Source organism: Pseudomonas lurida (assembly GCF_002563895.1).
GTDB classification, from domain to species: domain Bacteria; phylum Pseudomonadota; class Gammaproteobacteria; order Pseudomonadales; family Pseudomonadaceae; genus Aquipseudomonas; species Aquipseudomonas lurida.
In genome coordinates, this window is sequence record NZ_PDJB01000001.1 from 1,659,729 (window position 1) to 1,684,899 (window position 25,171).

Annotated in this window: 27 protein-coding genes; 14 read left to right on the plus strand and 13 right to left on the minus strand. The window is 62.4% G+C overall.

The annotated features are described in order from the left end of the window. Positions 1-288: 288 nt before the first annotated feature. Both ATH90_RS07550 and ATH90_RS07555 read right to left on the minus strand, forming a co-directional pair. A complete protein-coding gene (locus ATH90_RS07550) occupies positions 289-1,731 on the minus strand; it encodes an aldehyde dehydrogenase family protein (protein WP_098465975.1) in 1,443 nt (480 codons plus the stop codon). Further along, positions 1,728-3,353, minus strand: coding sequence for a 5-guanidino-2-oxopentanoate decarboxylase (locus ATH90_RS07555; RefSeq protein ID WP_034102505.1), 1,626 nt, complete (start codon positions 3,351-3,353; stop codon positions 1,728-1,730). The genes ATH90_RS07550 and ATH90_RS07555 overlap by 4 nt, the downstream gene beginning before the upstream one ends. 111 nt (positions 3,354-3,464) lie before the next feature. Between ATH90_RS07555 and ATH90_RS07560 the strand changes: the two genes are divergently transcribed. Beyond that, positions 3,465-4,337, plus strand: coding sequence for a LysR substrate-binding domain-containing protein (locus tag ATH90_RS07560; protein WP_098465976.1), 873 nt, complete (start codon positions 3,465-3,467; stop codon positions 4,335-4,337). A gap of 59 nt (positions 4,338-4,396) precedes the next feature. Here the strand turns inward: ATH90_RS07560 and ATH90_RS07565 are convergent, their stop codons facing one another. Continuing rightward, positions 4,397-5,011: an NAD(P)-dependent oxidoreductase gene (locus ATH90_RS07565; protein ID WP_069022335.1), complete on the minus strand. Its 615-nt coding sequence runs from the start codon at positions 5,009-5,011 to the stop codon at positions 4,397-4,399. 33 nt (positions 5,012-5,044) lie between these two features. Continuing rightward, positions 5,045-5,911, minus strand: a complete 867-nt coding sequence (locus ATH90_RS07570) for an MBL fold metallo-hydrolase (protein WP_034102502.1) — start codon at positions 5,909-5,911, stop codon at positions 5,045-5,047. Between the two features lie 104 nt (positions 5,912-6,015). On the opposite strand from ATH90_RS07570, the gene ATH90_RS07575 reads away from it, so the two are divergent. Both ATH90_RS07575 and ATH90_RS29335 read left to right on the plus strand, forming a co-directional pair. After that, positions 6,016-6,921: a LysR family transcriptional regulator gene (locus ATH90_RS07575; protein ID WP_069022339.1), complete on the plus strand. Its 906-nt coding sequence runs from the start codon at positions 6,016-6,018 to the stop codon at positions 6,919-6,921. 101 nt (positions 6,922-7,022) lie between these two features. Next, positions 7,023-7,199, plus strand: coding sequence for a hypothetical protein (locus ATH90_RS29335; protein ID WP_164403623.1), 177 nt, complete (start codon positions 7,023-7,025; stop codon positions 7,197-7,199). 16 nt (positions 7,200-7,215) lie between these two features. Here the strand turns inward: ATH90_RS29335 and ATH90_RS07580 are convergent, their stop codons facing one another. After that, positions 7,216-8,094, minus strand: coding sequence for a helix-turn-helix domain-containing protein (locus ATH90_RS07580; RefSeq protein ID WP_034102500.1), 879 nt, complete (start codon positions 8,092-8,094; stop codon positions 7,216-7,218). 189 nt (positions 8,095-8,283) lie between these two features. Between ATH90_RS07580 and pobA the strand changes: the two genes are divergently transcribed. After that, positions 8,284-9,468 (plus strand): 4-hydroxybenzoate 3-monooxygenase, encoded by a 1,185-nt coding sequence (pobA, locus tag ATH90_RS07585; RefSeq protein WP_392396933.1) that lies wholly within the window; start codon positions 8,284-8,286, stop codon positions 9,466-9,468. Between the two features lie 66 nt (positions 9,469-9,534). Next, complete coding sequence (locus ATH90_RS07590; RefSeq protein ID WP_098465977.1) at positions 9,535-11,052, plus strand: MDR family MFS transporter; 1,518 nt, start codon at positions 9,535-9,537, stop codon at positions 11,050-11,052. Between the two features lie 741 nt (positions 11,053-11,793). Here the strand turns inward: ATH90_RS07590 and ATH90_RS07595 are convergent. Both ATH90_RS07595 and ATH90_RS07600 read right to left on the minus strand, forming a co-directional pair. Beyond that, positions 11,794-12,633: a cache domain-containing protein gene (locus tag ATH90_RS07595; RefSeq protein ID WP_098465978.1), complete on the minus strand. Its 840-nt coding sequence runs from the start codon at positions 12,631-12,633 to the stop codon at positions 11,794-11,796. A gap of 50 nt (positions 12,634-12,683) precedes the next feature. After that, complete coding sequence (locus ATH90_RS07600) at positions 12,684-13,454, minus strand: transporter substrate-binding domain-containing protein (protein WP_034102508.1); 771 nt, start codon at positions 13,452-13,454, stop codon at positions 12,684-12,686. A 343-nt stretch (positions 13,455-13,797) separates the two neighbouring features. On the opposite strand from ATH90_RS07600, the gene ATH90_RS07605 reads away from it, so the two are divergent. The 5 genes from ATH90_RS07605 (at position 13,798) to ATH90_RS07625 (ending at position 18,449) form a co-directional block, all read left to right on the plus strand. Continuing rightward, positions 13,798-15,168, plus strand: coding sequence for a glutamine synthetase family protein (locus ATH90_RS07605; protein WP_034102509.1), 1,371 nt, complete (start codon positions 13,798-13,800; stop codon positions 15,166-15,168). Between the two features lie 100 nt (positions 15,169-15,268). Then, positions 15,269-15,868, plus strand: coding sequence for a class I SAM-dependent methyltransferase (locus ATH90_RS07610; RefSeq protein WP_034102510.1), 600 nt, complete (start codon positions 15,269-15,271; stop codon positions 15,866-15,868). A 121-nt stretch (positions 15,869-15,989) separates the two neighbouring features. After that, positions 15,990-17,123: a ribonuclease D gene (gene rnd / locus ATH90_RS07615; protein WP_034102511.1), complete on the plus strand. Its 1,134-nt coding sequence runs from the start codon at positions 15,990-15,992 to the stop codon at positions 17,121-17,123. Further along, positions 17,120-17,413, plus strand: coding sequence for a YcgL domain-containing protein (locus tag ATH90_RS07620; protein WP_069022347.1), 294 nt, complete (start codon positions 17,120-17,122; stop codon positions 17,411-17,413). The genes rnd and ATH90_RS07620 overlap by 4 nt, the downstream gene beginning before the upstream one ends. Before the next feature lie 103 nt (positions 17,414-17,516). After that, entirely contained in the window at positions 17,517-18,449 is a 933-nt protein-coding gene (locus tag ATH90_RS07625) for a D-2-hydroxyacid dehydrogenase (protein ID WP_098465979.1), read from the plus strand. A 125-nt stretch (positions 18,450-18,574) separates the two neighbouring features. Here the strand turns inward: ATH90_RS07625 and ATH90_RS07630 are convergent, their stop codons facing one another. Next, positions 18,575-19,159: a nitroreductase family protein gene (locus ATH90_RS07630; RefSeq protein ID WP_034102514.1), complete on the minus strand. Its 585-nt coding sequence runs from the start codon at positions 19,157-19,159 to the stop codon at positions 18,575-18,577. A gap of 153 nt (positions 19,160-19,312) precedes the next feature. On the opposite strand from ATH90_RS07630, the gene ATH90_RS07635 reads away from it, so the two are divergent. Both ATH90_RS07635 and ATH90_RS07640 read left to right on the plus strand, forming a co-directional pair. Continuing rightward, positions 19,313-19,762, plus strand: a complete 450-nt coding sequence (locus tag ATH90_RS07635) for a YcgN family cysteine cluster protein (protein ID WP_003172524.1) — start codon at positions 19,313-19,315, stop codon at positions 19,760-19,762. Positions 19,763-19,775: 13 nt separating this feature from the next. Next, the gene (locus ATH90_RS07640) at positions 19,776-20,996 is read left to right on the plus strand and encodes a M61 metallopeptidase family protein (protein ID WP_098465980.1); all 1,221 of its coding nucleotides are present in this window, start codon (positions 19,776-19,778) and stop codon (positions 20,994-20,996) included. A 132-nt stretch (positions 20,997-21,128) separates the two neighbouring features. Here the strand turns inward: ATH90_RS07640 and ATH90_RS07645 are convergent, their stop codons facing one another. The 3 genes from ATH90_RS07645 to ATH90_RS07655 all read right to left on the minus strand — a co-directional run bounded on the left by ATH90_RS07645 (position 21,129) and on the right by ATH90_RS07655 (position 22,550). Then, positions 21,129-21,470: a YgaP family membrane protein gene (locus ATH90_RS07645; protein ID WP_034102516.1), complete on the minus strand. Its 342-nt coding sequence runs from the start codon at positions 21,468-21,470 to the stop codon at positions 21,129-21,131. A gap of 68 nt (positions 21,471-21,538) precedes the next feature. Continuing rightward, complete coding sequence (locus ATH90_RS07650) at positions 21,539-22,006, minus strand: RNA methyltransferase (protein ID WP_003189607.1); 468 nt, start codon at positions 22,004-22,006, stop codon at positions 21,539-21,541. 169 nt (positions 22,007-22,175) lie between these two features. Next, complete coding sequence (locus tag ATH90_RS07655; RefSeq protein ID WP_003210675.1) at positions 22,176-22,550, minus strand: YajD family HNH nuclease; 375 nt, start codon at positions 22,548-22,550, stop codon at positions 22,176-22,178. 97 nt (positions 22,551-22,647) lie between these two features. Here ATH90_RS07655 and ATH90_RS07660 point away from each other — a divergent pair, with 97 nt between their 5' ends. Beyond that, a complete protein-coding gene (locus ATH90_RS07660) occupies positions 22,648-23,568 on the plus strand; it encodes a ParB/Srx family N-terminal domain-containing protein (protein WP_098465981.1) in 921 nt (306 codons plus the stop codon). Between the two features lie 69 nt (positions 23,569-23,637). On the opposite strand, the gene ATH90_RS07665 is transcribed toward ATH90_RS07660, so the two are convergent. Next, on the minus strand, positions 23,638-24,324 hold the full coding sequence (locus tag ATH90_RS07665; RefSeq protein ID WP_069022356.1) for a spermidine synthase: 687 nt from the start codon (positions 24,322-24,324) through the stop codon (positions 23,638-23,640). Positions 24,325-24,402: 78 nt separating this feature from the next. Between ATH90_RS07665 and ATH90_RS07670 the strand changes: the two genes are divergently transcribed. After that, entirely contained in the window at positions 24,403-24,681 is a 279-nt protein-coding gene (locus ATH90_RS07670; RefSeq protein WP_034102519.1) for a hypothetical protein, read from the plus strand. Here ATH90_RS07670 and ATH90_RS07675 read toward each other — a convergent pair. Then, positions 24,678-25,151: a cyclic nucleotide-binding domain-containing protein gene (locus ATH90_RS07675; protein ID WP_034102520.1), complete on the minus strand. Its 474-nt coding sequence runs from the start codon at positions 25,149-25,151 to the stop codon at positions 24,678-24,680. The genes ATH90_RS07670 and ATH90_RS07675 overlap by 4 nt on opposite strands. Positions 25,152-25,171 lie beyond the last annotated feature (20 nt).

Sequence of the window (25,171 nt, forward strand, 5' to 3'; positions counted from 1 at the left end):
CTCACGCTCGGTGTGCCCGTAATCCGACAGTGATTTGGGGGGCCGCCGCCACGCGCCCTCCATGGCGCGGGGCGGCTAAACCGGCATCCCTGCCGGTTTACCCCCCAAATCCCTGTCGAATTCCGGCCAGCGTGTTTGATGGGGCGCCTGAGATCAAGAGCAGGATCAAGAGCAGGATCAAGAGCAACAGCGGCTCGCTTCGCATCGTGGTTAGGGGTGGTTGCTTCACTGTTGTGGGGATGCCGGTCTTTTCACAGGTGAGCCAGTTCCCATGTGAATGTTGCGTGGCTAGTTAGACCGGATCACGTGCTTGATCTCTTGGAACGCCGCCAGCCCCCACGGCCCCAATTCGCGGCCGATGCTGCTCTGCTTGTAACCGCCCCATGCGGTTTGCGGGAAGATTACTTGCGGTGCGTTGATCCACACCAGCCCGGCTTGCAAGGCATTGGCCACGCGTTCGGCGGTCTCGGTATTGGCACTGACCACACTGGCGACCAGGCCGAAGTCACTGTTATTGGCAAGGGCGATAGCTTCTTCCTCCGAGGCAAAACGACGTACACACAGTACCGGGCCGAAAATTTCTTCGTTCCACAGTGCGCTGTCCAACGGCACATCGGTGAACACGGTGGGACGAATGAAGAAGCCCTTCGGCAAGTCCACCGGCCGCGCGCCACCGCAGAGTAAGCGGGCGCCGTCTTCGAGGCCTCGTTGGATATGCCCCAGCACCCGCTGATACTGCACGCGGTTGATCAAGGCACCCATTTCCACCGCGTCGGCAAACGGATCGGCCACGCGAATGCCTTCGGCCCGCGCCTGCAGACGCTGCAGGAATGCATCCGCCATGCTGTCCGCTACCAGTACGCGGCTGGTGGCGGAACACATCTGGCCGGCATTGAAAAAACCGCCGCCACAGGCCAGTTCCACCGCCAGGTCCAGGTCGGCGTCCGCCAGTACCAGCAACGAGGACTTACCGCCCAATTCCAGGCTCACACCCTTGATGGTTTCGGCGGCGCGCTGCATTACGTGCACACCGACTGCGTTACTGCCGGTGAAGGAAATCTTCGCCACCCGATGATCCGCCGCCAGCGGCGCGCCGACCTCCAGGCCCGGGCCACACACGAGGTTGAATACCCCAGCCGGCAAGCCTGCCTCGGCGATGATCCGCGCCAACTGTAGCTCTGCCAACGGCGTCACTTCCGAGGGCTTCAGCACCACGCAGCAACCGGCTGCGAGGGCCGGTGCGAGTTTCCAGGCGGTGGTCACCATCGGGAAATTCCACGGCACGATCAGCCCCACCACGCCGCACGGTTCACGCCGCAGGCGTGCGCTGAAGTCGGCGCTGGGCAGCACTACCGGACGGTCCTGGCCGGCGTCCATGCCGTCGGCCACCGTGGCGTAGTACTCGAAGGTGGCGATCACGTCGTCCACATCAATCGCCGCTTCAAACAGCGGCTTGCCATTGTTGCTCGACTGCAGGTGCATCAGCTGTTCGCGCTGCTCGCTCACGCCCTGGGCGATCTTGCGCAGCAGCGCGCCGCGATCGCGGCCGGTGCTTTTCGACCAACCGACAAAGGCGGCACTGGCCGCATCCACCGCCAGGGCCACGGTGCTCGCATCGCCAACGCTGACCTTGGCCAAAACGGCCTCGCTGGCCGGGTTGATCACCTCAAGTACTTCATGACCGGCACGCCACGAACCGTCGATATAGATCCCGTTCAACACCGCGCTCATACCGCGACCTCCCGCATCCACTGGCCCTGTTCGATTTCAATCAGCGTCGGCCCCGGGCGATCTGCAGCACTGCGCAATGCCGTACGCAGGTGCGCGATGCCCTGGATGCTTTCGGCAGCACAACCCAGTGCCTTGGCCACCCCGATGAAGTCCGGGGTGTAGATGTCTACGCCGACCGGCTCGATCGCGCGGTTGACCATGTATTTCTTGATCTCTTCATAGCCGTGGTTATTCCACAGCAGCACGATGACCGGCGTGCGGGCTTCCACGGCGCTGGCCAGTTCCGACAAGGTGAATTGCAGGCCGCCGTCGCCGATCAGGCACACCACCGGTTGCCCGTCGCCGCGCCCCAGCCAGGCACCGATGGCGGCGGGCAGGGCATAGCCCAAGGTGCCGTAGCCAGTGGATGAGTTGAACCAGCGGCGCGGGTGGTCGAGGTTCAGGGTCAGGTTGCCGCTGTACACCGGTTGGGTGGAATCGCCGACCAGCACGGCGTTGGGCAATGTTTCCAGGACAGTGTGGAGGAACAGGGTTTGCGCGCGGGTAGCCGCATCCCAGGCAGGGTTCAGTTCGGCCCATAGGCGCGCGACACGCTCAGCGCCCCAGGCACTGTCACGGGGTGGCAATGGCTTGCTGTCCAGTTCGGCGAGCAAGGCTTCGGCGGCCATGTGTGCATCGGCCACCAAGGCGACTTGAGGCGGGTAGTTGCGCACGGTCTGGTCCGGGTCGATGTCGACGCGCAGCAACGCGCCGGGAATCTCGAAGCCCCCGGCGAAGGTCACGTCATAGTCGGTTTCTGCCAGTTCGGTGCCGATGGCCAGGACCACGTCTGCTTCTGCCACCAACGCGCGGGTGGCGACCAGGGTCTGGGTCGAGCCGATCAGCAGCGGATGGCGGGCAGGCAGCATGCCCTTGGCGTTGATGGTCAGCGCCACTGGCGCGCCGAGCGCCTCGGCCAATTGCGTCAGTGCCGGGGCTGCATCGATGGCGCCGCCACCGGCCAGAATCAACGGTTTTTTGGCCGCGGCGAGCAACTGGCTCATCTGCTTGACCGCCGACGGCGCCGCCCCGGCACGGGCCACGCTCACCGGCTCACTGCCCAGCAGTGCGTCGGCGTTTTCCACCAGCACGTCCAACGGGATTTCGATGTGCACCGGGCGCGGTCGCCCGGCCTGGAACAACGCAAAGGCCCGCGCCAATACGCCTGGCAATTCTGCTGCCGACATCAGGGTATGGGAGAACGCCGCCACGCCAGCCATCATCGCGCCCTGGTTCGGCAGCTCATGCAACTTGCCGCGCCCGCCGCCCAACTGGCTGCGTGACTGCACGCTGGAAATCACCAGCATCGGGATCGAGTCGGCATAGGCCTGGCCCATGGCGGTGGTGATATTGGTCATGCCGGGGCCGGTGATGATGAAGCACACGCCAGGCTTGCCGCGGGTGCGCGCGTAACCGTCGGCCATGAAGCCAGCGCCCTGTTCGTGGCGCGGGGTGACGTGACGGATGCTGGAGCGGGCCAGGCCGCGGTACAGCTCCACGGTGTGTACGCCGGGGATGCCGAACACCTGGTCCACGCCGTAGCCTTCCAGGAGGTTGACCAATACTTCGCCGCAGGTCGCCATAGGTGTCGCTCTTATTGTTGAGGTAGGGCGTTATTGGACCGGCTGGCCCGTAGCGGCAACAATCGATAAAAAGTCATACTAGCCATGTCCTCACGTCATGGCTCAGCCCTCATGAAACGCCTCCCGCCGCTGCCTGCGTTGCACACCTTCTGGATCACGGCCCAGTGCTGCAACTTCACGCGTGCCGCCGAGCAATTGCACATCACCCAGGGCGCGGTGAGCCGGCAGGTTGCCGGGCTGGAAAGCCACCTGGGCTACGCGCTGTTCCAACGCCAGGCGCGGGGCTTGAGCCTGACCGAAGAAGGCCGCGAATGGTCGCTGCGCGCGCAACAGGTGTTCGGCCTGCTCGGCGAGGCGGTCGAGCAGATCGGCAGTCGCCGCCAGACCCTGCAACTCAAGGCCTCCACCTGCGTGATGCGCTGGCTGCTACCGCGCCTGATGCAATGGCAGAAAGAGCGCCCGGACGTGCCGGTCGAACTCACCACCACGGTGGCCTACACCGTGGACTTTCGCCGTGAGCAATTCGACGCTGCAGTGATCTATGCGCCTATCGCCGAGCAGTCGGCCGAGGCGCGGCACCTGTTCGATGAACAGCTCACCCCGGTCTGCGCGCCGGCCTTGCTCGGGAGGTTGCACACCCCGGCAGACCTGCAGCAACAGGTACTGCTGCACCCCACGCGGGACGAGCGGGACTGGGCGCTGTGGCTGAAGGCGGCGAGTACGCGGCTCAGCAATTTGAGCCAGGGGCATCATTTTGAAACGCTGGATCTGGCCATGACGGTAGCGTCCCAAGGTTCCGGCGTGGCGATTGGCGACAGTGCGTTGATTGGCGAGGATTTGAAGGCAGGGCGGTTGGCGACGCCGTTTGAACTGCGGGTGCCGACGGGGATGGGGTATTACCTGGTGTATCCGCCGGGCACCGAGCCTTCGGCGGGGCTTGAGGCACTGATGGATTGGTTGGTCAGCCAGGCACGACACTCGTAGCGCTGAAGATCAACCGTGGGGGCTGGCTGGCCAGCTCCCACCGTTTTAACCGTGTCGGGTCAGTAACCCACGGTGAAGCGTTGGCGCGAGTGTTTCGGCGATTCAACTTCGTCGATCAGGGCGATGGCGTAGTCGGCAAAGCTGATCCAGCTACGGCCTTCGCTGCTCACCAGCAGATCATCCTGGCCCACACGGAATGTGCCGGTACGTTCGGTTTCAACGAACTCCGCCGATGGCGACAGGAAGGTCCAATCCAATGCTTTTTCCTGACGCAACGTGTCGAGAAACGCTGCGCCTGCGCTGGCTTCGGCCTTGTACTCAGCCGGGAAACCTTCGCTGTCGATCACCCGACCGCCACCCGGCAGCAGCAGAGAACCGGCCCCGCCCACTACCAGCAAGCGTTTCACCCCGGCTTTCTTCACGGGCTCGATCACGGCACTGGCGGGCAGGGTGGCAAAGTGCGCCGCGCTGATCACCACGTCGCTGCCGCTGATGGCCTGTTGCAGGGCGTCGGCATCCAGTGCATCAACTTGCTTCACGGTGACGCCCGGGCGCACGGCCAATGGGTCGGTATTGCGCGCAATGGCCACGACGCTATGCCCACGGCGCAAGGCTTCTTCCAGCAGTTGGCTACCGGCACGGCCGGTGGCCCCAATGATTGCGATCTTGCTCATGACGTTCTCCAGTACGTTAAGGGTTAAAACCCATCACCACTTCATTTCGCCCTTGGCGACTTTGGCGCTCAGTTCCAGGCTGCTTTCGTCTTCAAGGTTCGGGTAACGCTTTTTCATCGCCGCGATCAGTGCAGTCGAGTCCTTGGCCTTGGCGGTCTCGATATCGAAAGCCTTGATGTAGTCGGCGGTAAAGGCCACGGACTGTACGGTGGGCGTACCCAGGTAGTGGCCCGGAATCACGGTGGACGGTTTCAGGTCCTGGATGCGTTGCAAGGTGGCCAGCCAGTCGGTGTGGGACTTCGCGGTTTGCGTATCGGCCATCCAGACGTGGGTGTTTTCAAAGACGACGACGCCCCCGACCACGGCCTTGATCGATGGAATCCACACAAAGGTGCGGTCCGGTTGCGCGCCGTCCAGGCCGATCACTTCCAGCGTCTTGCCTTCGAGGGTCAGGGTATGGCCTTTCAGCACTTGCGGGATGATGGCTTTGCTTGGCTTGTCTGCCCCCAGCTTCGGGCTCCAGAACGCGATTTTTTGCTCAATGGTGGCCTTGATGTGGTTCACCACGGGCTGGGTTGCCAGTACCTTCGCGTCGGGGAAAGCGGCCGTCAGGGTGTCGAGGCCAAAGTAGAAGTCAGGGTCGCCGTCGCTGACATAGATGGTGGTCAAGTGCTTGCCGCTGGCGCGAATCTTTGCCACAAGCTGCTCGGCTTGGGACTTGCCGAATTGGGCGTTCACCAGGATGAGGTCTTTCTCGCCGCTGACCAGCACCGAGCTCACGGGCATCATCGCCGAGGTGCCGGGGTTGTAGGCGTCCAGCTTCAGGTCGGCGGCCGCGGCATGGGCGGCGAAGGCCAGGGCAGCCGTGGCGATGGCCAATCGTTTGAGCGTCGAGATCATGTGCAGCTCCAGCAGGAGGTAAGTGATGCACAGAGCTTAGTTGCACCAAACACAACAAAAAATGCCATGCTTGGACATAGTTTGTTTCTAAAAGCGGGCAAATCATGGATCGTCTTCAAGCAATGCGAGTGTTTGTGACGGTAGTCGACCTGGGCAGCCAGTCGGCCGCTGCGGATCAACTGGAGCTGTCGCGACCGGTGGTCTCGCGGTACCTGGCCGAGCTCGAGGATTGGGTCGGCGCGCGCCTGATGCATCGCACCACGCGCAAGCTCAGCCTCACCGCCGCCGGTGGTGAAATGCTGCCCCGCTGCCGGCAGATGCTGGAGCTGTGCAGTGACATGCAGGCGGCCGTCAGTGAGCCGGACGAGGCGCCACGCGGCCAGTTGCGGCTGAGTGTCAGCAGCTCATTCGGCCAGGCGCAGCTGGCGGATGCCGTGGCCGAGTACGTGAAGCGTTTTCCGTTGGTCAGCATCGATCTGCAGATGCTCGACCGCACGGTGAACCTTGTGGATGAGCGTATCGACCTGGCAATCCGCACCAGTTTTGAACTTGACCCCAACCTGATCGCACGCAAGCTGACGCTTTGTCGTTCGGTGATCTGCGCGTCGCCGGCGTACCTGCTGGAGCACCCGCAGCCACGCCAGGTGCACGACCTGGCTGGACACAATTGCCTGACGCACTCTTACTTCGGCAAAAGCCTGTGGCATTTCACCGAGAACGGCGAGCCGGTGTCCGTGGCGGTGCAGGGCAATATCACCGCCAATGAAGCGACGACCTTGTTGCGGGTGACGCTGGCGGGGGCCGGGGTGGCACGGTTGCCCAGTTATCAGGCGGGGGATTACATCCGCAGCGGCGAACTGATCCGTTTGCTGCCCGAGGCTGAGCCCCAGCAAATGAATGTCTACGCGGTGTATGCCTCGCGCAAGCACATGCCGTTGGCGCTGCGCAGTCTGCTTGATTTCCTGGTGCTGCGGTTCCCGGAAGAACCCGTCTGGGATATCGGTCTTTGAACCCGACATAAATGTGTTGAATGGCGCCCAATAATGGCAACTCGCGCTGGTTGACCTATGCTTTGGATAGCACCGTGTAGATCCGCTCAGAGGTCTGTGCCATGAGCATTAAAACCAGAAAGTACCTGATGATTTTCAGCCTGTGCGCCATCGCCAGCGCGCTTTACGCAACTGCCGCCTACCGCGTGGAGCAGACCCGAATGCAGCCAACCTTTGCGATCAGCTGCCATCAGGACCAATGCGTTCCGCACACCGGCAGCTTCAGCGCCCTGCGCTAAAAGCCTGCTGCCACATTCAGGGCTGAGGCGTTTCGCTCTTCAGTTGTTCGCGAAACGCCTTGGGTGAGAACCCGACCCGGCGGCGGAACAGCCGAGAGAAGTTGGTCGGGTCGGAAAAACCCAATACCTCCGACATTTCATTGATGGTCATGCTGGTGTAGGTCAGCAGCCGCTTGGCCTCCAGCAGCTGGCGGTCGTGCATGATCTGCAGCGCCGGCTGCCCCCCCAATTCCCGACATGTCCCGTTCAGGTGCGAGACCGAGATGCCCAGCTTGTGGGCCAGGTCCTCGATCTTCGGATGCTCGCGGTAGTGTTGCTCGACCAGTTGGGTAAAGCGCCGGAAGTATTCCTGACCCCTGGGGGCCCGTGGGTGGCGACGCTGGATGGCCTGGCGGCTGATCCAGACCAGCAGCACGCTCACCAGTGCATGCATCATCATGTCCCGCGCCGGTTGTTCGTCGGCGTACTCTTCCTGCAAGCGCACAAACAGGCTGTTGAGGTAGTCACTGTCCTTGCCCGCTGTATAGCAGCCCAGCGCGTGCAAGCCGTCTACCGTGGTGCCCAACTGGGCTTGCAAGTGGCTGACCAGCGGCGCCGCGAGCGTCACCACGTAGCCTTCGACATCCTCGGAAAAATGAAACCCGTGCACACACAGGGGTGGCAACACCTGCAAGGTCGCTTCATTCAGCGTGGAGCGCTGGCCTTCGATTTCCAACTGTGCCTGGCCCTTGTGCACGTACAGCAACTGGCACAGATCCGCGTGCCGGTGGGGTTGGATTTCCCACTGGTATTCCCGGCTGCGTCGGGAAATAGTTTCGCAGTGCAACAAATCGGGGGTCGGCCATTGCTGGTGTTCCCCGTAAAGCTTGAAGACCGGAATCGCGGTTTTGGTCATGGTTTCAATCCGATACTCAGGAGAGTGGTGCGGTAATCGCCCCGATTGGCAAAAAGCGCAGGCTTTGTCTCAGTTTTCACCTTCTTATGCCGGCCACTCAAGTGAAAAATGTCAGCTACAAGACCAATGACCACTCTTTCACCCTATCCGTTCGGGTGGAGCTTGCGGGCGATAAAAATAATGAAAACGTTGAACACCCAAGTCGCCATTATCGGCGCCGGTCCCGCGGGGCTGTTGCTCGGCCAACTGTTGCACAACGCCGGTATCGAGACCCTCATCCTAGAGCGCCAGAGCGCTGATTACGTGCAAGGCCGCATCCGTGCCGGGGTGCTGGAACAAGGCATGGTCGACCTGCTGAGGCAGGCGGGCGTCAGCCAGCGCATGGACAACGAAGGCCTGGTGCACGATGGCTTCGAGTTGGCGCTCAACGATCAACTGACCCACATCGACCTCAAGGCGCTCACCGGTGGTCAGTCGGTGATGATCTACGGCCAGACCGAAGTCACCCGCGACCTCATGGCTGCCCGCACTGCCGCTGGCGCCATCACCCTGTACGAAGCCCGCAACGTTCAGCCCCACGGGCTCAAAAGTGATCAGCCCTGGCTCACGTTCGAGCATCAGGGCGAAGCTTTTCGCCTGGAGTGCGACTACATCGCCGGGTGCGATGGTTTCCACGGCGTTGCACGCCAATCGATCCCGGCGGATTCACTCAAGGTCTTCGAGCGGGTCTACCCATTCGGCTGGCTGGGCATCCTCGCCGACACGCCACCAGTGCACGCTGAACTGGTGTACGCCAAGCACCCGCGTGGCTTTGCCCTGTGCAGCATGCGTTCACCCACGCGCAGCCGTTATTACCTGCAAGTGCCGGTGGACGAACCTATTGATGAATGGTCCGATGCACGCTTTTGGGACGAACTGAAAACACGCCTGCCCAGCCATCTCGCCGAACACCTGGTGACCGGCCCCTCGATCGAGAAAAGCATCGCGCCGCTGCGCAGTTTTGTGGTGGAACCGATGCAGTACGGACGCCTGTTCCTGCTGGGGGACGCGGCACATATCGTGCCGCCCACGGGGGCCAAGGGCTTGAACCTCGCAGCCAGTGACGTGAGCACGCTGTATCGGATCCTGCTCAAGGTCTACCGCGAGGGGCGGGTGGACTTGCTGGAACGCTACTCCGCCATCTGCCTGCGGCGGGTGTGGAAGGCCGAACGGTTTTCGTGGTGGATGACCTCCATGCTGCACCAGTTTCCCGAGGCGGACGGGTTCAGCCAGCGTATCGCCGAGAGTGAGCTCGAGTACTTCATCCACTCCGAGGCGGGGCGCAAGACCATCGCAGAAAATTACGTCGGACTTCCTTACGAAGCTATCGAATAGCCTGCTATCGTATCGAGCATTCCCGCGGGCTGCCTTTTCCTGCGGGCCCTGCTCGAAGGTTCTGCCGTGACGCACCTCAACCAGCCCGTTCCGCCGCTGCCCGCCGTGCGCAGCATCCTCGCCTCGCTGATGATGGCGATCTTCCTGGGGGCCCTGGACCAGACCATTGTCGCTGTGTCCATGCCGGCCATTTCCGCGCAGTTTCATGACGTCAACCTGCTGGCCTGGGTCATCTCTGGCTACATGGTGGCGATGACCGTGGCGGTGCCGATCTATGGCAAGCTCGGTGACCTGTACGGGCGGCGGCCGATGATGCTGATCGGCATGGGCCTGTTTACCCTGGCCTCGCTGTTCTGCGGCATGGCAAACAGCATGGAGCAACTGGTGCTGGCGCGGATCCTCCAGGGCATCGGCGCCGGCGGCATGATCTCGGTGAGCCAGGCGATCATCGGCGACATCATCCCGCCCCGCGAACGCGGGCGCTACCAGGGCTATTTCAGCAGCATGTACGCGGTGGCCAGCGTGGCCGGGCCGGTGCTCGGCGGCTACATGACCGAGTACCTGTCGTGGCGCTGGGTGTTCCTGATCAACTTGCCCTTGGGCGCCGGCGCCTGGTACGTGGCCCATCGCACCCTGGTCGGGCTGCCGGTGCCGCAGCGCAAGCCGATCATCGATTACCTCGGCACCCTGTTGATGATTGTCGGGCTGACGGCCTTGCTGCTGGGCATCACCGAAATCGGCCAGGGCCATCATTGGCGCGACGACGAAGTGCTGGGCCTGCTGGTGTGCGCGCTGGTGGCATTGACGCTGTTTGTCTGGCACGAGCGGCGTGCGCGCGAGCCTTTGCTGCCAATGCATTTGTTCGCCAACCGCAGTGCGGTGTTGTGCTGGTGCACGATCTTTTTCACCAGTTTCCAGGCGATTTCCCTGACGGTGCTGATGCCGCTGCGTTATCAGACGGTGACCGGCTCCGGGGCCGACAGCGCGGCCCTGCACCTGCTGCCGCTGGCCATGGGCTTGCCGATGGGCGCCTATTTTGCCGGGCGCATGACGTCAGTGACCGGACGTTACAAACCGATGATCCTCAGCGGCGCGCTGCTCAGCCCGTTTGCGATCCTCGGCATGGCCTTGAGCGCCCCCCAGGCGGTGGGGCTGACGGCAATGTTCATGCTGCTGGCCGGGATCGCTGCGGGCATGCAATTCCCCACCTCGCTGGTGGGCACACAGAACTCGGTGGAACAACGCGACATCGGCGTCGCTACCAGCACCACCAACCTGTTCCGCTCCTTGGGCGGCGCAGTAGGCGTGGCATGCATGTCGGCGTTGTTGCTGGCGTTGCTGCAGGATTCAAGTTTCGCCCACCTGGCCAGCGGCGCACTGGCGGCCGAAGGCAGCTCTGGCAACGTACTGCTCGACGGCCTCAACGCCGCACCCGGCCCGGCGCAGGACGCCCTGCGCAGCGAATTGGCAGTGACGTTCCGGCATTTGCTGATGGTCAGTGCAGCCGTGTCGCTGCTGGGGCTCGCGGCAGCAATCGCAATGCCAAACCGAGTGCTGCGCGGCCGCGAAGACAAAGCCAACTAAACTGCCCGGCGGCCCAGTAGGAATCTAAACAGCGTTGTGGCAACCAACCGCACCCGCACCCGCACCCGCACCCGCACCACGATGCGAAGCGAGCCGCCGTTGCTCTTGATCCTGCTTTTGATCTCAGGCGCCCCATCAAACACGCTGGCCGGAATTCGACAGGGATTTGGGGGGTAAACCGGCAGGGATGCCGGTTTAGCCGCCCCGCGCCATGGAGGGCGCGTGGCGGCGGCCCCCCAAATCACTGTCGGATTACGGGCACACCGAGCGTGAGCGAGGTGCCGAGTGTTGGGGCAAGAGCCCTTTGGTTACTTTGGGGCTCTTTTCCAAAGTGACCCGCTGTAAGAGCGGAACCAATATCAGCCGTAACCTTAATAACGGATATGTACCCGGTCTGATCCAACATCCAGGTCGGCTGTCAGGCCGCCTTCGCGGGCAAGCCCGCTCCCACATTTTTAGATCGTGGGGTGTCAGGAAGAGAGTGGTTGGCTGGCAGGCCGTCTTCGCGGGCAAGCCCGCTCCCACAGTTGGATCGCGGGGTGACAGGCAGATAGTGGTTGGCTGTCAGGGCGCCTTCGCGGGCAAGCCCGCTCCCACATTTTTGGATCGCGGGGTGACAGGCAGATAGTGGTTGGCTGTCAGGGCGCCTTCGCGGGCAAGCCCGCTTCCAGAGTTGGATCGCGGGGGTTACGGTTACATCGGTAAACAACCCCCCACAGCAAATCGTATCTCAACGCTCCATCAAGGACTGTAGTACCCGACCGCCACCATGAAATGCCCAGCCTTGCGCACATAAGCATGCTTATTCTCAACCTTATCGGTCACCGGATTCTTCCACCGGTATTTGTATTCCCCCTGATCCTGCTCGGCCATCAACTTCAGGATCGGCTCTCCCACGGGCTTGCCATCCGGGTCCTTGATCTTGCTGAAGTCCGTGTTGACCAACCGCAAATTAGTGCCATGGGCCACGTAGCGCCGGGTATCGAGGTCCACCACAAACACATAGAGGTCATCCTGCAGGAACCCACCCTGCAGTGAGTTGATGGCCTTGAGCGTGCCGGCTTCATCCTTGAGCAACGCGTTCACTGCCTTGTTGCGCAAGGCCTTGGCCTGTTCCGGCGTGGCCCGGGGCAGGTAATAACCCACTGCCAGGATGCGATCACCCACGCGCTGATAAAACACGTGCTTATGCTCGACCTTGCCGTCGTTCCAGTTCTGCCAGCGGTAATCAGCTTGCTGGATGCCCTGGCCTTGCGCACGATTGAGTGCATCCTTGAAGGACTGGCGCAAATCCGGGCCCAGCACTTCGGACACATCGCGGCCGATCAGAGCGGAGGAGGGCCCGCCACTGGCCAGCAGCACGCCTTTGGTATCGACCACGAACACGTAGCGGTCCTGGTCGATGAACTCGCCTTGCCGGCTGAAGGCGGCAAAGGCCTTGTCGCCGTTGCTCTGGTAGTAAGCCAAGGCTTTTTCCAGCAGCGCCTTGGCCGCCTGCGCGTCCTCGTCCTGAGTCGTGGCGGCGTGCACTTGGCTGAAACACAACAGCAGCAGCCAAGTGAGTCGGAGCAGTCCCTTCATGGCCCATCCCTCGTTATTGTTGGTGTGCACACAGCGTAGACGCCCAGCGCTCAAGGCGCCGCCAGCCATTGATTGACGATGCCGTCATAGACGCCGGTGGCGACGCTCAGGTGCAGCCACTGGTCGACATAGCTTTTCCACGCCACATCATCGCGAGGCAGCAAGAAGGCTTTTTCGCTGTACTGCATCTGCCGTTCCGGGTTGACCGCACACAGCCCGGGCTTGAGCTTCTGCTGGTAACGCGCTTCGCTGGCGTCGGTAATCATCACGTCGGCCTTGCCTGCCAGCAATTCGTCAAAGATGGTCACGTTGTCATGCAAACGGATTTGCGCCTGGCCCAGATGAGCGCGGGCGAACACTTCGTTGGTGCCGCCCGCCGGCTCGATCACCCGCACTTGGGGCTGGTTGATCTGCTCGACGGTCTGGTAACGCTGCACGTCTGCGCAACGCACCAGCGGAATCTTGCCGTCGACGCCCAAGGCCTGGCTGAAGAACGCCTTTTTCTGGCGCTCCAGGGATACCGAAATCCCGCCCACGGCAATATCACAGCGCTGGGCCAGGAAGTCCGGCATCAGCGTTTTCCAAGTAGTGGGCACCCAGTGGATCTTGGCGTTGAGGCTCTTGGCCAGGGATTCGGCCATGGCAATGTCGATGCCTTCATAACGGCCGTCGGCACGCAGGGAGGTATAGGGCTTGTAGTCGCCGGTGGTGCAGACCGTGAGCGTGCCCCTTTCAAGCACCTGGTCAAGGCGCGAGGGGGCGGTGTCAGCCAGGGCGCTGGTTGCCAGGCCGAGTACACACAGGGCAAAAGGAACTTTCATGCGGTCGAGTCCTTGGGGCATGGGCAGGGCGCTCATTATTTCCAGCACCGGACAAGGTGGCAAGGCGCGACGAATGTTTAGCCAAGTTGCAACCAAACTCCGTCAACCCTGAATTTAACCCCCTATGCAGGCGTGTGACGCTGGCGGTTATCTCTAGCACTGTGATCCCCGCATGGACGGCTCTTCCGACACCCACCCCGCGACACTGCCGTCCGATCTCGCATTCTGGGCCCTGTTTCACTGCCGACACGCACGCCCACCAGATACCTCATTCCTACGTTGACCCAAGCCCTGGATGGCGTGCACCTGTGCGCCTGCCCGACACATACGTATGAGAATGCCCATGAGTGTTTTTGCCTGCCTGCACGAAGCCCAGTCTTTCCTTGAGCAACACCCGGACATCGAGATGTTCGAGCTGTTTATCCTCGACAATAACGGCGTGCCGCGTGGCAAGTTGTTGCATCGCGATGAACTGCTGGCGGTGTATGAAAGCGGCCGGCCGCTGCCCAGCACCATCCTTGGCTTGACCATCAACGGCGACGACGTGGAAAACTCCGGCCTGGTCTGGGAAGTGGGTGACATCGACTGCCGCGCCTACCCGATCAGCGGCAGTTTGCAACGCATGCCGTGGCGCCTGATCCCCACCGCCGCCGTGCAAGTCAGCATGCACCCCACCGAAGGCCTGCCCGCCACCGTGGCCGATCCCCGGCATTTGCTCGCCAAGGTGATCGACGGCCTCAAGGCCGACGGTTATTACCCCGTGATGGCGGCGGAACTGGAGTTCTACCTGCTCGACCAGAAGTCCGACAGCAACGGTCGCCCGCAACCGGCACGGGATGTGGATGGTGGGCGCCCGCGCTCGACCCAGGTCTACGGCCTGCGCGAGCTGGAGCAGATCGAACCGTTCCTCGCCGACCTCTACAGCGCCTGCAAACTGCAGGGCATTCCCGCGCGCACGGCGATTTCCGAATACGCGCCGGGCCAGGTGGAAATCACCCTGGAGCATCGCCGCGACGCCTTGCAAGCCATGGATGAAGCCGTGCGCTACAAACGCCTGGTCAAGGGCGTGGCGCACAAGCACGGAATGAGCGCCTGCTTCATGGCCAAGCCGTTCGACGACCTGGCCGGCACCGGCATGCACATGCACGTGAGCCTGGCGGATGCCGAGGGCAACAACCTGTTCGCCAGCGAGGCCACCGACGGCACGCCGCTGTTGCGCCAGGCAGTGGGCGGCATGCTCAGCACCTTGCTCGACTCGCTGCTGATGTTCTGCCCCAACGCCAACTCCTACCGTCGCTTCCAGACCAACAGCTACGCACCGTTGGCCGCCACCTGGGGCGTGGACAACCGCACCGTCAGCCTGCGCGTGCCGGGCGGGCCGGCCCCTTCGCGGCATATCGAACATCGCATCTGCGGTGCCGATGCCAACCCTTACCTGGCAGCCGCCGCGATCCTGGCTGGAATTCATCGGGGCATCCGTGAACAGCGCGACCCCGGCGCCCCGGTAGAAGGCAATGGTTACGCCCAGGCCAAGGAATTGCTGCCCACTGACTGGTTGACCACCCTGCGCGCCCTCGAAGAATCGAGCTGGGCACGAGAGGCCTTCGGCAGTGAGTTCCTCGGTGTGTACCTGGCGGTCAAACGCGCCGAATACCGGCAGTTCATGGGCGAGGTGGGCGAGCAGGATTGGCGCTGGTATTTGCATCAGGCGTGATCGGGCGAGCGGCAGTCACCTTTCGACCTTTTTTTGACATTGCAGTGGTTAAGCTGCCAATCAAGGTCGTTCACTGCCGTTCCACCCCTATGAGCCCGCGATGTCGTCACAGCCACCTTCCTCCATCGAGATCGAATACGCCGAGCGCTGTGACCGTGAGCACGCCAGGGTCTGCGGCGAAACGCGTCCGCCCGGGTTGCGGCGCCGCCTGGCGTCGTGGCGCGACGAGTGGCTGGTGCGCCAGGCGCTGAAAGTCGCCGGCGAACCTGGGCTGGTGCTCGACCTGGCCTGTGGTTCGGGGCGCTTTTGGCCGGTATTGGCCGAACATATCAACCGGGTGATCCTGGCGTCGGACAACTCTCAGGACATGCTCGACCACGCCCGCACCCACCACCCGGCGTCCTTGCTCAAGCGCGTCAAGACCTTCCAGGGTTCGGCGTTTTCCATCGGCTTGTCGGCCAATGCAGTGGACTGTATTTTCTGCCTGGAATTGTTTCGCCATGTGCCCAGCAGCGAAGGGCGACTGGCGTTGCTGCGCGAGTTTCACCGGGTCAGCCGTGACACGGTGATTGTCTCTGTCAGTTCTCGTACTGCAGTAGAGGACGAGTTTCGCCAGGCGGGCTTCAAGGTCCTGAATCATCAGGAATTCATGCCAGGCTCAAACCTGTGGCGGGTCTACGTGCTGCGTAAGAGAGGATAACTCCCGCCTGTCGGACTATTCTTCATCTACTGTCTGAGTTTTCATGGTTGCCGTGCACTGCGAATGCTCGCAAGTCCCTTTAGCGATATATACTGCGCGCCATTCTTCAAGGGAGAGCCGTGTGGCCATCGATATTCACTGGATCTGCGACAACGATAGCCTCGGCCAGCATTGCGCCGAATGGCAGCAGTTGCCATTCGTCGCCCTCGACACCGAATTCATGCGGGTCGACACCTTTTATCCCATTGCCGGGCTGATCCAGATCGGTGATGGCGTGCGCGCTTACCTGATCGACCCCCTGACCATCGACAACTGGCAGCCCTTGGCCGCGTTGCTGGAAAACCCGGCGGTGATCAAGGTGGTGCACGCCTGCAGCGAAGACCTCGAAGTGTTGCTGCGCTTGACCGGCAGCCTGCCGGTGCCGTTGTTCGACACCCAGTTGGCGGCGGCTTATTTGAACCTGGGTTTCTCCATGGGCTACTCGCGCCTGGTGCAAGCCGTGCTGGATATCGAACTGCCCAAGGGCGAGACCCGCTCGGACTGGCTGCAGCGGCCATTGTCCGAGACACAGATCAGCTACGCCGCCGAAGACGCGGTGCACCTGGCCGAGGTCTACGTCCGCCTGCGCCCGCAGCTGTCGGATGACAAATACGCCTGGGTCTTGGAAGACGGCGCCGAACTGGTCGCCAACCTGCGCCGTGAAGTCGACCCGTACGAGGTGTACCGCGACGCCAAGCTGGCGTGGAAGCTGTCCCGCGCGCAACTGGCCGTGCTGCGTGAGCTGTGCGCCTGGCGCGAGCAGCAAGCCCGCGCCCGTGACCTGCCGCGCAACCGCATCATTCGCGAGCATTCGTTGTGGCCCCTGGCCAAATCCCAGCCGGATAACCTTGCTGCGCTGGGCAAGATCGAAGACATGCACCCGCGTACCGTGCGTCAGGATGGCCAGTTCCTGCTGGACCTGATCAAACGTGCCGGCAGCGTGCCGATGGACCAATGGCCGCCCGCCGTTGCCGAGCCGTTGCCGGTGGACGCCGCCGCACTCATCAAGCAACTGCGCGCCCTTGGCCAGGCTGAAGCCGAACGCCTGGACATGGCGCCGGAACTGATGCTGCGCAAGAAAACCCTCGAAGCCCTGGTCAAGAGCGGCTACCCCGATGGGCCTTATAAATTGCCAGACTCGCTGCGTGGCTGGCGCCGCGAGTTGATGGGCCAGGCGCTGCTCGACAGCCTGGCCACTGCCGGAGAACAGCCTTGAAACGTATCTGCTCCATCTACCGCAGCAAGAAAAAAGACGGGATGTACCTCTACGTGCTGAAAAGCGACGCCCTGGAGCGCGTGCCCGAACCGTTGATGGACGCCTTCGGCAAGGCCCATCACGCGTTTGACATGGTGCTGACGCCGGAGCGCAAGCTGTCCCGCGAAGACATTGCCGTGGTCCTGGAAAACCTCGACAAGCAGGGCTATCACCTGCAAATGCCGCCAGCCGAGGACGAGTACATCGAACACTTGCCCGAAGAGTTGCTGCGCCGTAACGACCCGATGTGATCGGGACGTGCCCCAGGGCACACGCTTCAATGGAATCGTATAAGTGGGCGGTGGCCGTAAGGATGCGGGCGGCCGCCCGGACTGTTTTTGAAAGGTTTTAAGCATGCGTGTTCTGATTGCTGAACAGGATCACCCGCTCTACGCGCGGTTGTTGGGCGAAGCGGCACCGGACCTGGAGGTGCTGACCAGTGGCGACTCGGCCGAGTTGTCACGCCTGGCCGCTGATTGCCCGGTATGGTTGGGCCAGCCGGACCTGTTGGCCACATTGTTGCGCCAAGGTCATCACCCGCAATGGCTGCAATCGACCTGGGCCGGCATCACCCCATTGCTCGCCGAAGGCCTGCCGCGCGACTATCGCCTGACCCGAGCGGTCGGCATCTTTGGCCAGGTCATGGCCGAATTTGTCCTGACCTACATGCTGGGCCACGAACGCGAAGTGTTGGCGCGCCTGGTCAGCCAGGTCGAGCGCAAGTGGGACAACCGCATGGGCCAGAGCCTGGCGGGCCGCAAGGCGCTGATCGTCGGCACCGGCGATATCGGCCAGCGCGTCGCCGAGTTCCTGCTGCCGTTCGGCGTGAAGCTTTACGGTATTGCCAGTGCGGCGCGCGAGCAGGTGCCGTTTATCGAGGTGGCCGGGCTCGACCAACTGGGCCGGCTGGTGGGGGAGGTGGACTACGTGATCAACCTGCTGCCCAATACGCCGAATACCCATGACCTGTACGACGCGGCGCTGTTCAAGCAGTTCAAGCCGACCGGGTTGTTCATCAACGTCGGGCGCGGGGTGGCGGTGGTAGATGCCGACTTGGTCGACGCCTTGAAAGAAGGGCATTTGGCGGGTGCGGTGATCGACGTCTGCCGTCAGGAACCTTTACCGCAGCGTCACCCGTTCTGGACGGCGTGGGGGCTGTTGCTGACCGGCCACAGTTCGGCGCCGACTTCGCCGGAGTTGATGGTGGCGTTGTTTGTCGAAAACCTGCGGGCGTACCAGGCCAAGGAAGCGTTGCGCGGGGAAGTGGATTTCGAGCGCGGTTACTGACCCAACTCGGGATAAAAATGTGGGAGCGGGCTTGCCCGCGAAAGCTGTATGTCAGTCGCCAGACAGGCTAGCTGATCTACCGCGTTCGCGAGCAAGCCCGCTCCCACAGTGGTTCTGTACAAGGTTTAGAGGCTGAAGTCGCCCTCGCAAACCAGCTCGCTCAGCGGCCGACGCGGGCTGGGTGTTTCGCGACCTTGCAGGTAGTCCGGCAGGCTCGACTTGTCGCCCAGCTTGCCCACGGCCACGGCGGCATGCAGGGCATAACCGTCCGGGATCTTCAGCGCTTCGCGGGTCAGTTCCTGGTCGAAGCCAGCCATGCCATGGGTGTGCCAGCCGCTGAGGCTGGCCTGCAGCGCCAGGTGGCCCCAGGCGGAACCGGTGTCGAAGGTGTGCCACAGGGCCGGGGTTTCTTCCGTAGCGCCGGGGGCGGTGAAGTCGGTTTTCGAGGCGATGATCACCAGGGCAGATGCATGCTGCGCCCAGCCACGGTTGAATTCATTCAGCAAGCCCAGGAAACGCTCCCAGTCCGGCGTATCGCGGCGCGCGTAGAGGAAACGCCAGGGCTGCGAGTTGTAGGCCGAAGGTGCCCAGCGCGCGGCTTCGAAGAAGCTCAGCAGGGTTTCCTGGGAGATAGGCTCGCCGGTGAAGGCGCGAGGCGACCAGCGGTCGGTGAACTGGGGGTGGATCGGGTAGTCGGCAACACGGGTCATGAGCAGTTCCTGATCGTCAATTCGGCGCTCAAAGCTACTGCGCAGTCACTAGACTGACAAGTGTTGTTACACCGCCAGTCGCTAGCGCTTGGTTCCAGGCGCCTGGGGCACTAGACTGGCGGCCTTTTCACCTACCGATACTGATGTAGAGCCATGGCCGCCAAAGTCGAACCATTCTGGATACGCAAAACCCTCGAGCACCTCGACCAGGAGGAATGGGAGTCGTTGTGCGACGGCTGTGGCCTGTGCTGCCTGCAAAAGCTCGAGGACGAAGACGACAACAGCGTCTATTACACCCGAATCGCCTGCAAGCTGCTCGACCTGAAAACCTGCCAGTGCACCGACTACCCCAACCGGCGCGCCTCGGTGCCTGACTGCATCCAGCTCACCCCAGGCCAGGCCGACCAGTTCAAATGGCTGCCGCCCACCTGTGGCTATCGCCTGGTCAGCGAACGCAAGGACCTGCCGCTGTGGCACCACCTGGTTTGCGGTGACCGCGACGCCGTGCACCACGAACGCATTTCCCAGTCCGGGCGCATGCTCAGCGAAGGCAGCGTGCCCGAGGACGACTGGGAGGACTACCTGATCTTCCGCGCTGGCTGAACAAGGAGTGTGTATGAGGGGGGGAGTCAAGCTGACGGCAACTGTCGTGCTGCTGGCGCTGAGCATGCCGGCGTGGTGCGCCAAGAAAGTCGACCTGGATTATCACGTCAAACTCCTGCCCCAGAGCGATCAGGCCGAGGTGCGCGTGAGCTTGTCTCAGGGTTCGGCAGTGCGCAGCCTGAACTTTGACTTGGGCCACGACGGTGACTACAGCGACTTCAAGGCCGATGGCCAGTGGAGCGTCAGCGAGCACCGTGGCCTCTGGCAACCTGGCCCCAATAAAGCCAGCCTCACCTACCGCGTGCACCTCACCCACGCGCGCAAAGCGGGTCTGTATGAGGCGCGCATGACACCGGGTTGGGCGCTGTTTCGCGGCGAAGACCTGGTGCCGCCGGCGCGGCTCGATCAGCAGGACGGCGTCGAGCTGGTCTCGCGGCTGGTGTTCGAACTGCCGGCCGGCTGGAAAAGCGTCGAAACCGCCTGGCCGCGCATTGGCAAGAACACCTTTCGCATCGACAACGTTTCCCGCCTGTTCGACCGGCCCACCGGCTGGATGCTCGCCGGCAACCTCGGCAGTCGCCGCGTGCGCCTGGGCGAGACCGAGGTTACCGTGGCCTCGCCCAAAGGCCAGGCCATGCGCCGCATGGATGTACTCACGTTGCTGACCTTCGTCTGGCCGCAGGTGGAAGCTGCATTCCCGCGCCATCCGGCCAAGTTGCTGGTGGTGGGTGCCAGCGACCCGATGCGCCGCGGCGCGTCCTCGGCGCGCGATTCGATCTACCTCAATAGCCGCACCGCGCTGGTCAGCGAAAATGGCAGCAGTCCGTTGATCCGTGAATTGGTACAAGCGATCGGGCGCTTCAATGATCACGACACCAGTGACTGGATCAGCGAAGGCCTGGCCGAGTACTACGCCATCGAGCTGGTGCGCCGTGCTGGTGGTATTACCGATGAGCGCTACCAGGCGATACAGGCGCGGCTGGCGAAGGAAGGCAAGGACGTGACCAGCCTGCGCGGCGCACAGGTCAGCGGCGCGACGGTGTCACGGGCGGTGGTGGTGCTGCAGGAGCTGGACCGCGAGATCCGCGTGAAGACCCATAACAAGCGGTCGCTGGATGACCTCACGCAAGCGGTGATGCGCGCCAACAGCATTACCACCGCCGAGTTCGTGCACCTGGCCGAGAGCGTCATCGGCGAGTCGTCGGTGGTGTTGGATAACAAACTGCTGCGCTGATTCTGTGTCGTGCTAATCAAAAATGTGGGAGTGGGCGTGCTCACAAATACGGTGCTTCAGCCGGACAGTTGGGGCCTGAATCACTGCTTTCGCGAGCACGCTCGCTCCCACATTTGACGGTGTTCGGTTTGACTATTTGGTGGCCTTCTCAGCCGCCACTTCGGCCTTGGTCTTCAAATTCATCAGTTCTTCCCCGGCCCGCTCGATCTTCGCGCGCACCGTGTTCATTTCCTGGCGGCCCTGTTCGAGCTTTTCCTTCAGGTTGCTGTGACCGGTAAGGCCACGTGCCAGCGCTACACCGCCAATTGCTACCTGGATCAAGCCGAAAATCCCACCACGGCGCAGGCCTTTACCTACCATCATCACGCCACCGGCCACCGAGCCAATGCGCTCCCAGCCGTGCACGTTTTGCGTGGGCTGGGCCTGGAATGGCGTGTGTTCGATGATAGGTCGCAGGGTTTTGCTGTCGCTCATGATCTGTCTCCAACAAGGGCTAGTGATAAATAGCTGACTGCCGGCAGGCGCTGGATGTTCCCGAAATATCAGTACTTGGGGCCCGAACGGGTGTTGTTGCCCTTGGCCAGGCGGTCATAGAGCACCACGTTGACGGTGGCGGCAAGGTTCATGCAGCCGGTGGTGGGGATGTAGACCACGTCTTCACACCAGTCGCGGATCTCCTTGTCGAGGGAGCCGTCTTCCGGGCCGAAGATATACAGCGCTCGGTCGGGGTGGGTGTATTCCGGCAGGGGGCGGGCGCCTTCCACCAGTTCCACCGCGACGGGGATGCAGCCCAGCGGCAGGATCTTTTTCAAGTCGTCGATACCGATCAGCGGGATATCGTGGTGGACCTTCTTGGTGTCGGTGATGAAATCCCGGGCGCGCTCGTAACGCACGCCGGTGTAGAACACCGAGGCCACGCCGTAGCAGCCGGCGGCGCGCATGACCGAGCCGACGTTTTCGGGGGATTTGGGGTTATACAGACCGATGCAGCTGTAGCGTTTATTGCCCACGGGGAAGGGTGCCTTGGAGAAAAACGGCGATTATACGGCCTGGAAGGCATGTGGTGGTTGGGCGATCGCTATCTCGGGCAAGCCCGCTCCCACAGTTGAATGCGTTCACACTTCACCCGTGTGGGAGCGGGCTTGCCCGCGATGAGGCCTGTACAGCCGACGGAGATCTTCAGTCGTCCTTCTTCATCAACCCCGCCAACGCCGCAAACGGGTTATGCGTGGCCTTGGCAATTGTCGGGCTGCTGGTGGAGCCTTCGCCGAAGTACTGTTGGTCGGTGTAGCGCGAGTGCTCGTTATCGTGGCAGTACAGGCACAGCAACTCCCAGTTGGAGCCGTCCTGGGGATTGTCATCATGGTTGTGGTTGCGATGGTGTACGGTCAGTTCACTCAAGCGTTTGCCTGCGAACTCACGGGCACAGCGACCGCACACGTGGGGGTACATCTTCAGGGCTTTGTCGCGGTAGCCCATTTCCCGGTCGCGCTGGGCATCGGCGAGGATGCGGTCCAGCTTGGCGGTGTGGGAGGGCGGGTTGGTCGAGCTCATCATGGCTCCTGGCTATTTGGTGGTTCACGGATAGGGTTGATTCTAGCCGCTCGCGCTCTAAATAACCGCTTCACTTTATCGGTAAGGATTGAAACTCATGCGTCTGCATTCATGGACAGTTGCACTGTTGTTGTGTGGGCTCACCGCCCACGCCCACGCATTCTCTACACCCCAACCCGGGCAGGTCATCGAGGTGTCCCTCGAACAACTGCACCCGACCCAGGCCGTGGTGGGCTTCGACCAGATTTACTACAGCCTCGGCCTGTTCGCCGACAAACCCGCCAAGGTCTTCGATGAATACTGCGAAACCAACGGCCAGGGCGAAGCCGACAAAGTGCCCAAGGGCGCGGACCTGCACACCCCCGCAAGCTTCAGTTGCAAGGACCCTGTGGGCACTCATCCCGACGAGATGAAAACCGTGGTCGTCGGCCCTGGCGGCCAGTTGTACCTGACCGACGGCCACCACAGTTTCACGACCTTGTGGGAGGTGCCGGGCGGCGGCCCCCGCTTGAACATGTGGGTCAAGGTCACCGACGACTTCAGCAACAGCCCGACCATGGCGAACTTCTGGCAGCGCATGGAGGCTGCGCGCAAAGTCTGGCTCAAGGACAACCAGGGCCAGGCCCTGCCGCCCGAGCAGTTGCCCGCCCACCTGGGCTTCCAGAACCTGCAGGACGATACCTTGCGCAGCCTGGTGTATTTCACCCGCAAGGCCGCCTATGGCAAACCTGATGCAGGCGAGATCGCGCCGGAATTCCTGGAGTTCTATTGGGGCAACTGGCTGCGCACCCAGATCGACCTGGGTGCGTTCAACCTGAACAAGAAGGGCGGTTACAAGGACGCGATCGAAGCGGTGGCCAAGCGCATGGTCAGCCTGGCGCCGGGTTCACAAGTGGGTGACAGCGGCTTTACCGCCCATCAATTGGGCGGCATGACCAAGCTGGACCGCGACGAACTGGAAAAGACGTTCGACAAAAAAGTGCCCTACGTGATCGACTACCGCAAATCCCGAAACTGACGCCGATCAAAATGGGGGAGCGAGCAATCCCGCTCCCGCACTGGATCTGTGGTGTTCAGTAATGTGTATTCAGCCTTTGAGCTTCTCGGCGATCCAGATGGTGTGCCGCGTGCCCTTGTTGCCATGGGCAAACACCTGCACTTCCTCGGCCTTGAAACCGGCCTTGCGCAGTTTGTCGCTGAACAGCTTGTCGGCGCTGGCCGACCACACCGCCAATACGCCTTTAGGGCGCAGGGCCTTGGCGCACGCCGCCAGGCCACCTGCGGAGTAAAGCCAGCTGTTGGCCCTTTGCGTCAGGCCTTCGGGGCCGTTGTCCACATCCAGCATGATCGCGTCAAAGCCCTGGGGCTCGGCCTGCAGCACCTTCGCCACGTCTTCCTGGCGGATCACCGTGCGTGGGTCCAGGAGCGGCCGGCCGGATTTTTCCCCCAGCGGCCCACGGTTCCATTCCACAACGCCCGGCACCAGCTCCGCCACGACCACTTCGGCGGTCTTGCCCAGGTGCTTGAGCGCCGAGGCCAGGGTAAAGCCCATGCCCAGGCCGCCGATCAATACCCGCGAGCCCGGCCGCCCCGCGACCTTGCGGCAGGGAATTTCCGCCAGGGCATCTTCGGAACCGTGCATGCGCGTGTTCATCAACTGGCCGCCGTCACCACCCTGGATCTTGATGACGAAATCTTCACCGTATTCGAACAGGCACAAGGCACCGCCGTTGTCGGGGATTGGGGTGGTGTCCAGCAGAACGAAACGTTTCATGGAAATCTCATTGGGAAGGGCATTCTTGCGCGGTTGGGAGTAGCCTTGTGACATTCCGGTCAGGCCATGGAGCCATCGATGAAGTGCAGCATTCTAACGGTCATTGTGTTGAGCGCGCTCGCATTGGGTGCGGCGCAGGCTCAGGAGTTGCAAACCGTACCGGTCGCGCCAGCCCCAACGCCGGGTGCGCCGGGCACCCCGACGCCAACGCTGTACCCGCAAATCACCCCGCCAGCCGTGCCCAAGACGAACGGCTCGCCACCCCTGGTGCCCATCGTGCTGCCGACGCCGCCGAAGGACCAGACGGTGCCCGGCCTGCTGCAAAACGACAGCAAGCCGAAGACGCCGGGGGGTTAAAACTGCTGCGAGAGTAGTTGGCCGTCAGCCATGCGCAGGCGTTTGGACAGGGCGATAGCGATTGCGCGGATGATCTTGGCGGCCACCCTGGGCGCTTCGTTGAGCATCTTTTCCAGGGCATCCTTGCCCAGGTTCAGCAGCACGCAGTCACTGGCCGCCACGCAACTGGCTGAGCGCCGCTCGCCGTCAAGCACTGCCATTTCGCCAAAAGCCCGGCCGCTGCGCAGGGTCGCGATGGTCAGGCGCTGGCCGTCATGGTTGGTTTTCTGCACCGCCACCTGGCCGCTGTGGAGGATGCACATGAAGGTGCCCGCATCGCCTTCGAGGAAGATCACTTCGTCACGGGCAATGCTGCTGATATTGAAGTAGCCGGCGGCCACGTGAAAGTCTTCCGGCAACAGTGGGTCGAACAGGCCGCAGTCCATGAGCATGTCGCGGATTTCGTTATTGAGGAGCGTCGGTTGTGGCATGGCGGCAGTATTGATCCATC

What these genes read in the sequence shown, in the direction of transcription:
- ATH90_RS07675 (WP_034102520.1), bottom strand. Translation starts at nt 25,151, where the DNA reads ATGCCACAACCGACGCTCCTCAATAACGAAATCCGCGACATGCTCATG.
- ATH90_RS07565 (WP_069022335.1), bottom strand. Translation starts at nt 5,011, where the DNA reads ATGAGCAAGATCGCAATCATTGGGGCCACCGGCCGTGCCGGTAGCCAA.
- ATH90_RS07640 (WP_098465980.1), top strand. Translation starts at nt 19,776, where the DNA reads ATGAGGGGGGGAGTCAAGCTGACGGCAACTGTCGTGCTGCTGGCGCTG.
- ATH90_RS07550 (WP_098465975.1), bottom strand. Translation starts at nt 1,731, where the DNA reads ATGAGCGCGGTGTTGAACGGGATCTATATCGACGGTTCGTGGCGTGCC.
- ATH90_RS07635 (WP_003172524.1), top strand. Translation starts at nt 19,313, where the DNA reads ATGGCCGCCAAAGTCGAACCATTCTGGATACGCAAAACCCTCGAGCAC.
- ATH90_RS07660 (WP_098465981.1), top strand. Translation starts at nt 22,648, where the DNA reads ATGCGTCTGCATTCATGGACAGTTGCACTGTTGTTGTGTGGGCTCACC.
- ATH90_RS29335 (WP_164403623.1), top strand. Translation starts at nt 7,023, where the DNA reads ATGAGCATTAAAACCAGAAAGTACCTGATGATTTTCAGCCTGTGCGCC.
- ATH90_RS07595 (WP_098465978.1), bottom strand. Translation starts at nt 12,633, where the DNA reads ATGAAGGGACTGCTCCGACTCACTTGGCTGCTGCTGTTGTGTTTCAGC.
- ATH90_RS07570 (WP_034102502.1), bottom strand. Translation starts at nt 5,911, where the DNA reads ATGATCTCGACGCTCAAACGATTGGCCATCGCCACGGCTGCCCTGGCC.
- ATH90_RS07630 (WP_034102514.1), bottom strand. Translation starts at nt 19,159, where the DNA reads ATGACCCGTGTTGCCGACTACCCGATCCACCCCCAGTTCACCGACCGC.
- ATH90_RS07605 (WP_034102509.1), top strand. Translation starts at nt 13,798, where the DNA reads ATGAGTGTTTTTGCCTGCCTGCACGAAGCCCAGTCTTTCCTTGAGCAA.
- ATH90_RS07610 (WP_034102510.1), top strand. Translation starts at nt 15,269, where the DNA reads ATGTCGTCACAGCCACCTTCCTCCATCGAGATCGAATACGCCGAGCGC.
- ATH90_RS07560 (WP_098465976.1), top strand. Translation starts at nt 3,465, where the DNA reads ATGAAACGCCTCCCGCCGCTGCCTGCGTTGCACACCTTCTGGATCACG.
- ATH90_RS07665 (WP_069022356.1), bottom strand. Translation starts at nt 24,324, where the DNA reads ATGAAACGTTTCGTTCTGCTGGACACCACCCCAATCCCCGACAACGGC.
- ATH90_RS07555 (WP_034102505.1), bottom strand. Translation starts at nt 3,353, where the DNA reads ATGGCGACCTGCGGCGAAGTATTGGTCAACCTCCTGGAAGGCTACGGC.
- ATH90_RS07580 (WP_034102500.1), bottom strand. Translation starts at nt 8,094, where the DNA reads ATGACCAAAACCGCGATTCCGGTCTTCAAGCTTTACGGGGAACACCAG.
- ATH90_RS07645 (WP_034102516.1), bottom strand. Translation starts at nt 21,470, where the DNA reads ATGAGCGACAGCAAAACCCTGCGACCTATCATCGAACACACGCCATTC.
- ATH90_RS07625 (WP_098465979.1), top strand. Translation starts at nt 17,517, where the DNA reads ATGCGTGTTCTGATTGCTGAACAGGATCACCCGCTCTACGCGCGGTTG.
- ATH90_RS07575 (WP_069022339.1), top strand. Translation starts at nt 6,016, where the DNA reads ATGGATCGTCTTCAAGCAATGCGAGTGTTTGTGACGGTAGTCGACCTG.
- ATH90_RS07670 (WP_034102519.1), top strand. Translation starts at nt 24,403, where the DNA reads ATGAAGTGCAGCATTCTAACGGTCATTGTGTTGAGCGCGCTCGCATTG.
- ATH90_RS07600 (WP_034102508.1), bottom strand. Translation starts at nt 13,454, where the DNA reads ATGAAAGTTCCTTTTGCCCTGTGTGTACTCGGCCTGGCAACCAGCGCC.
- ATH90_RS07655 (WP_003210675.1), bottom strand. Translation starts at nt 22,550, where the DNA reads ATGAGCTCGACCAACCCGCCCTCCCACACCGCCAAGCTGGACCGCATC.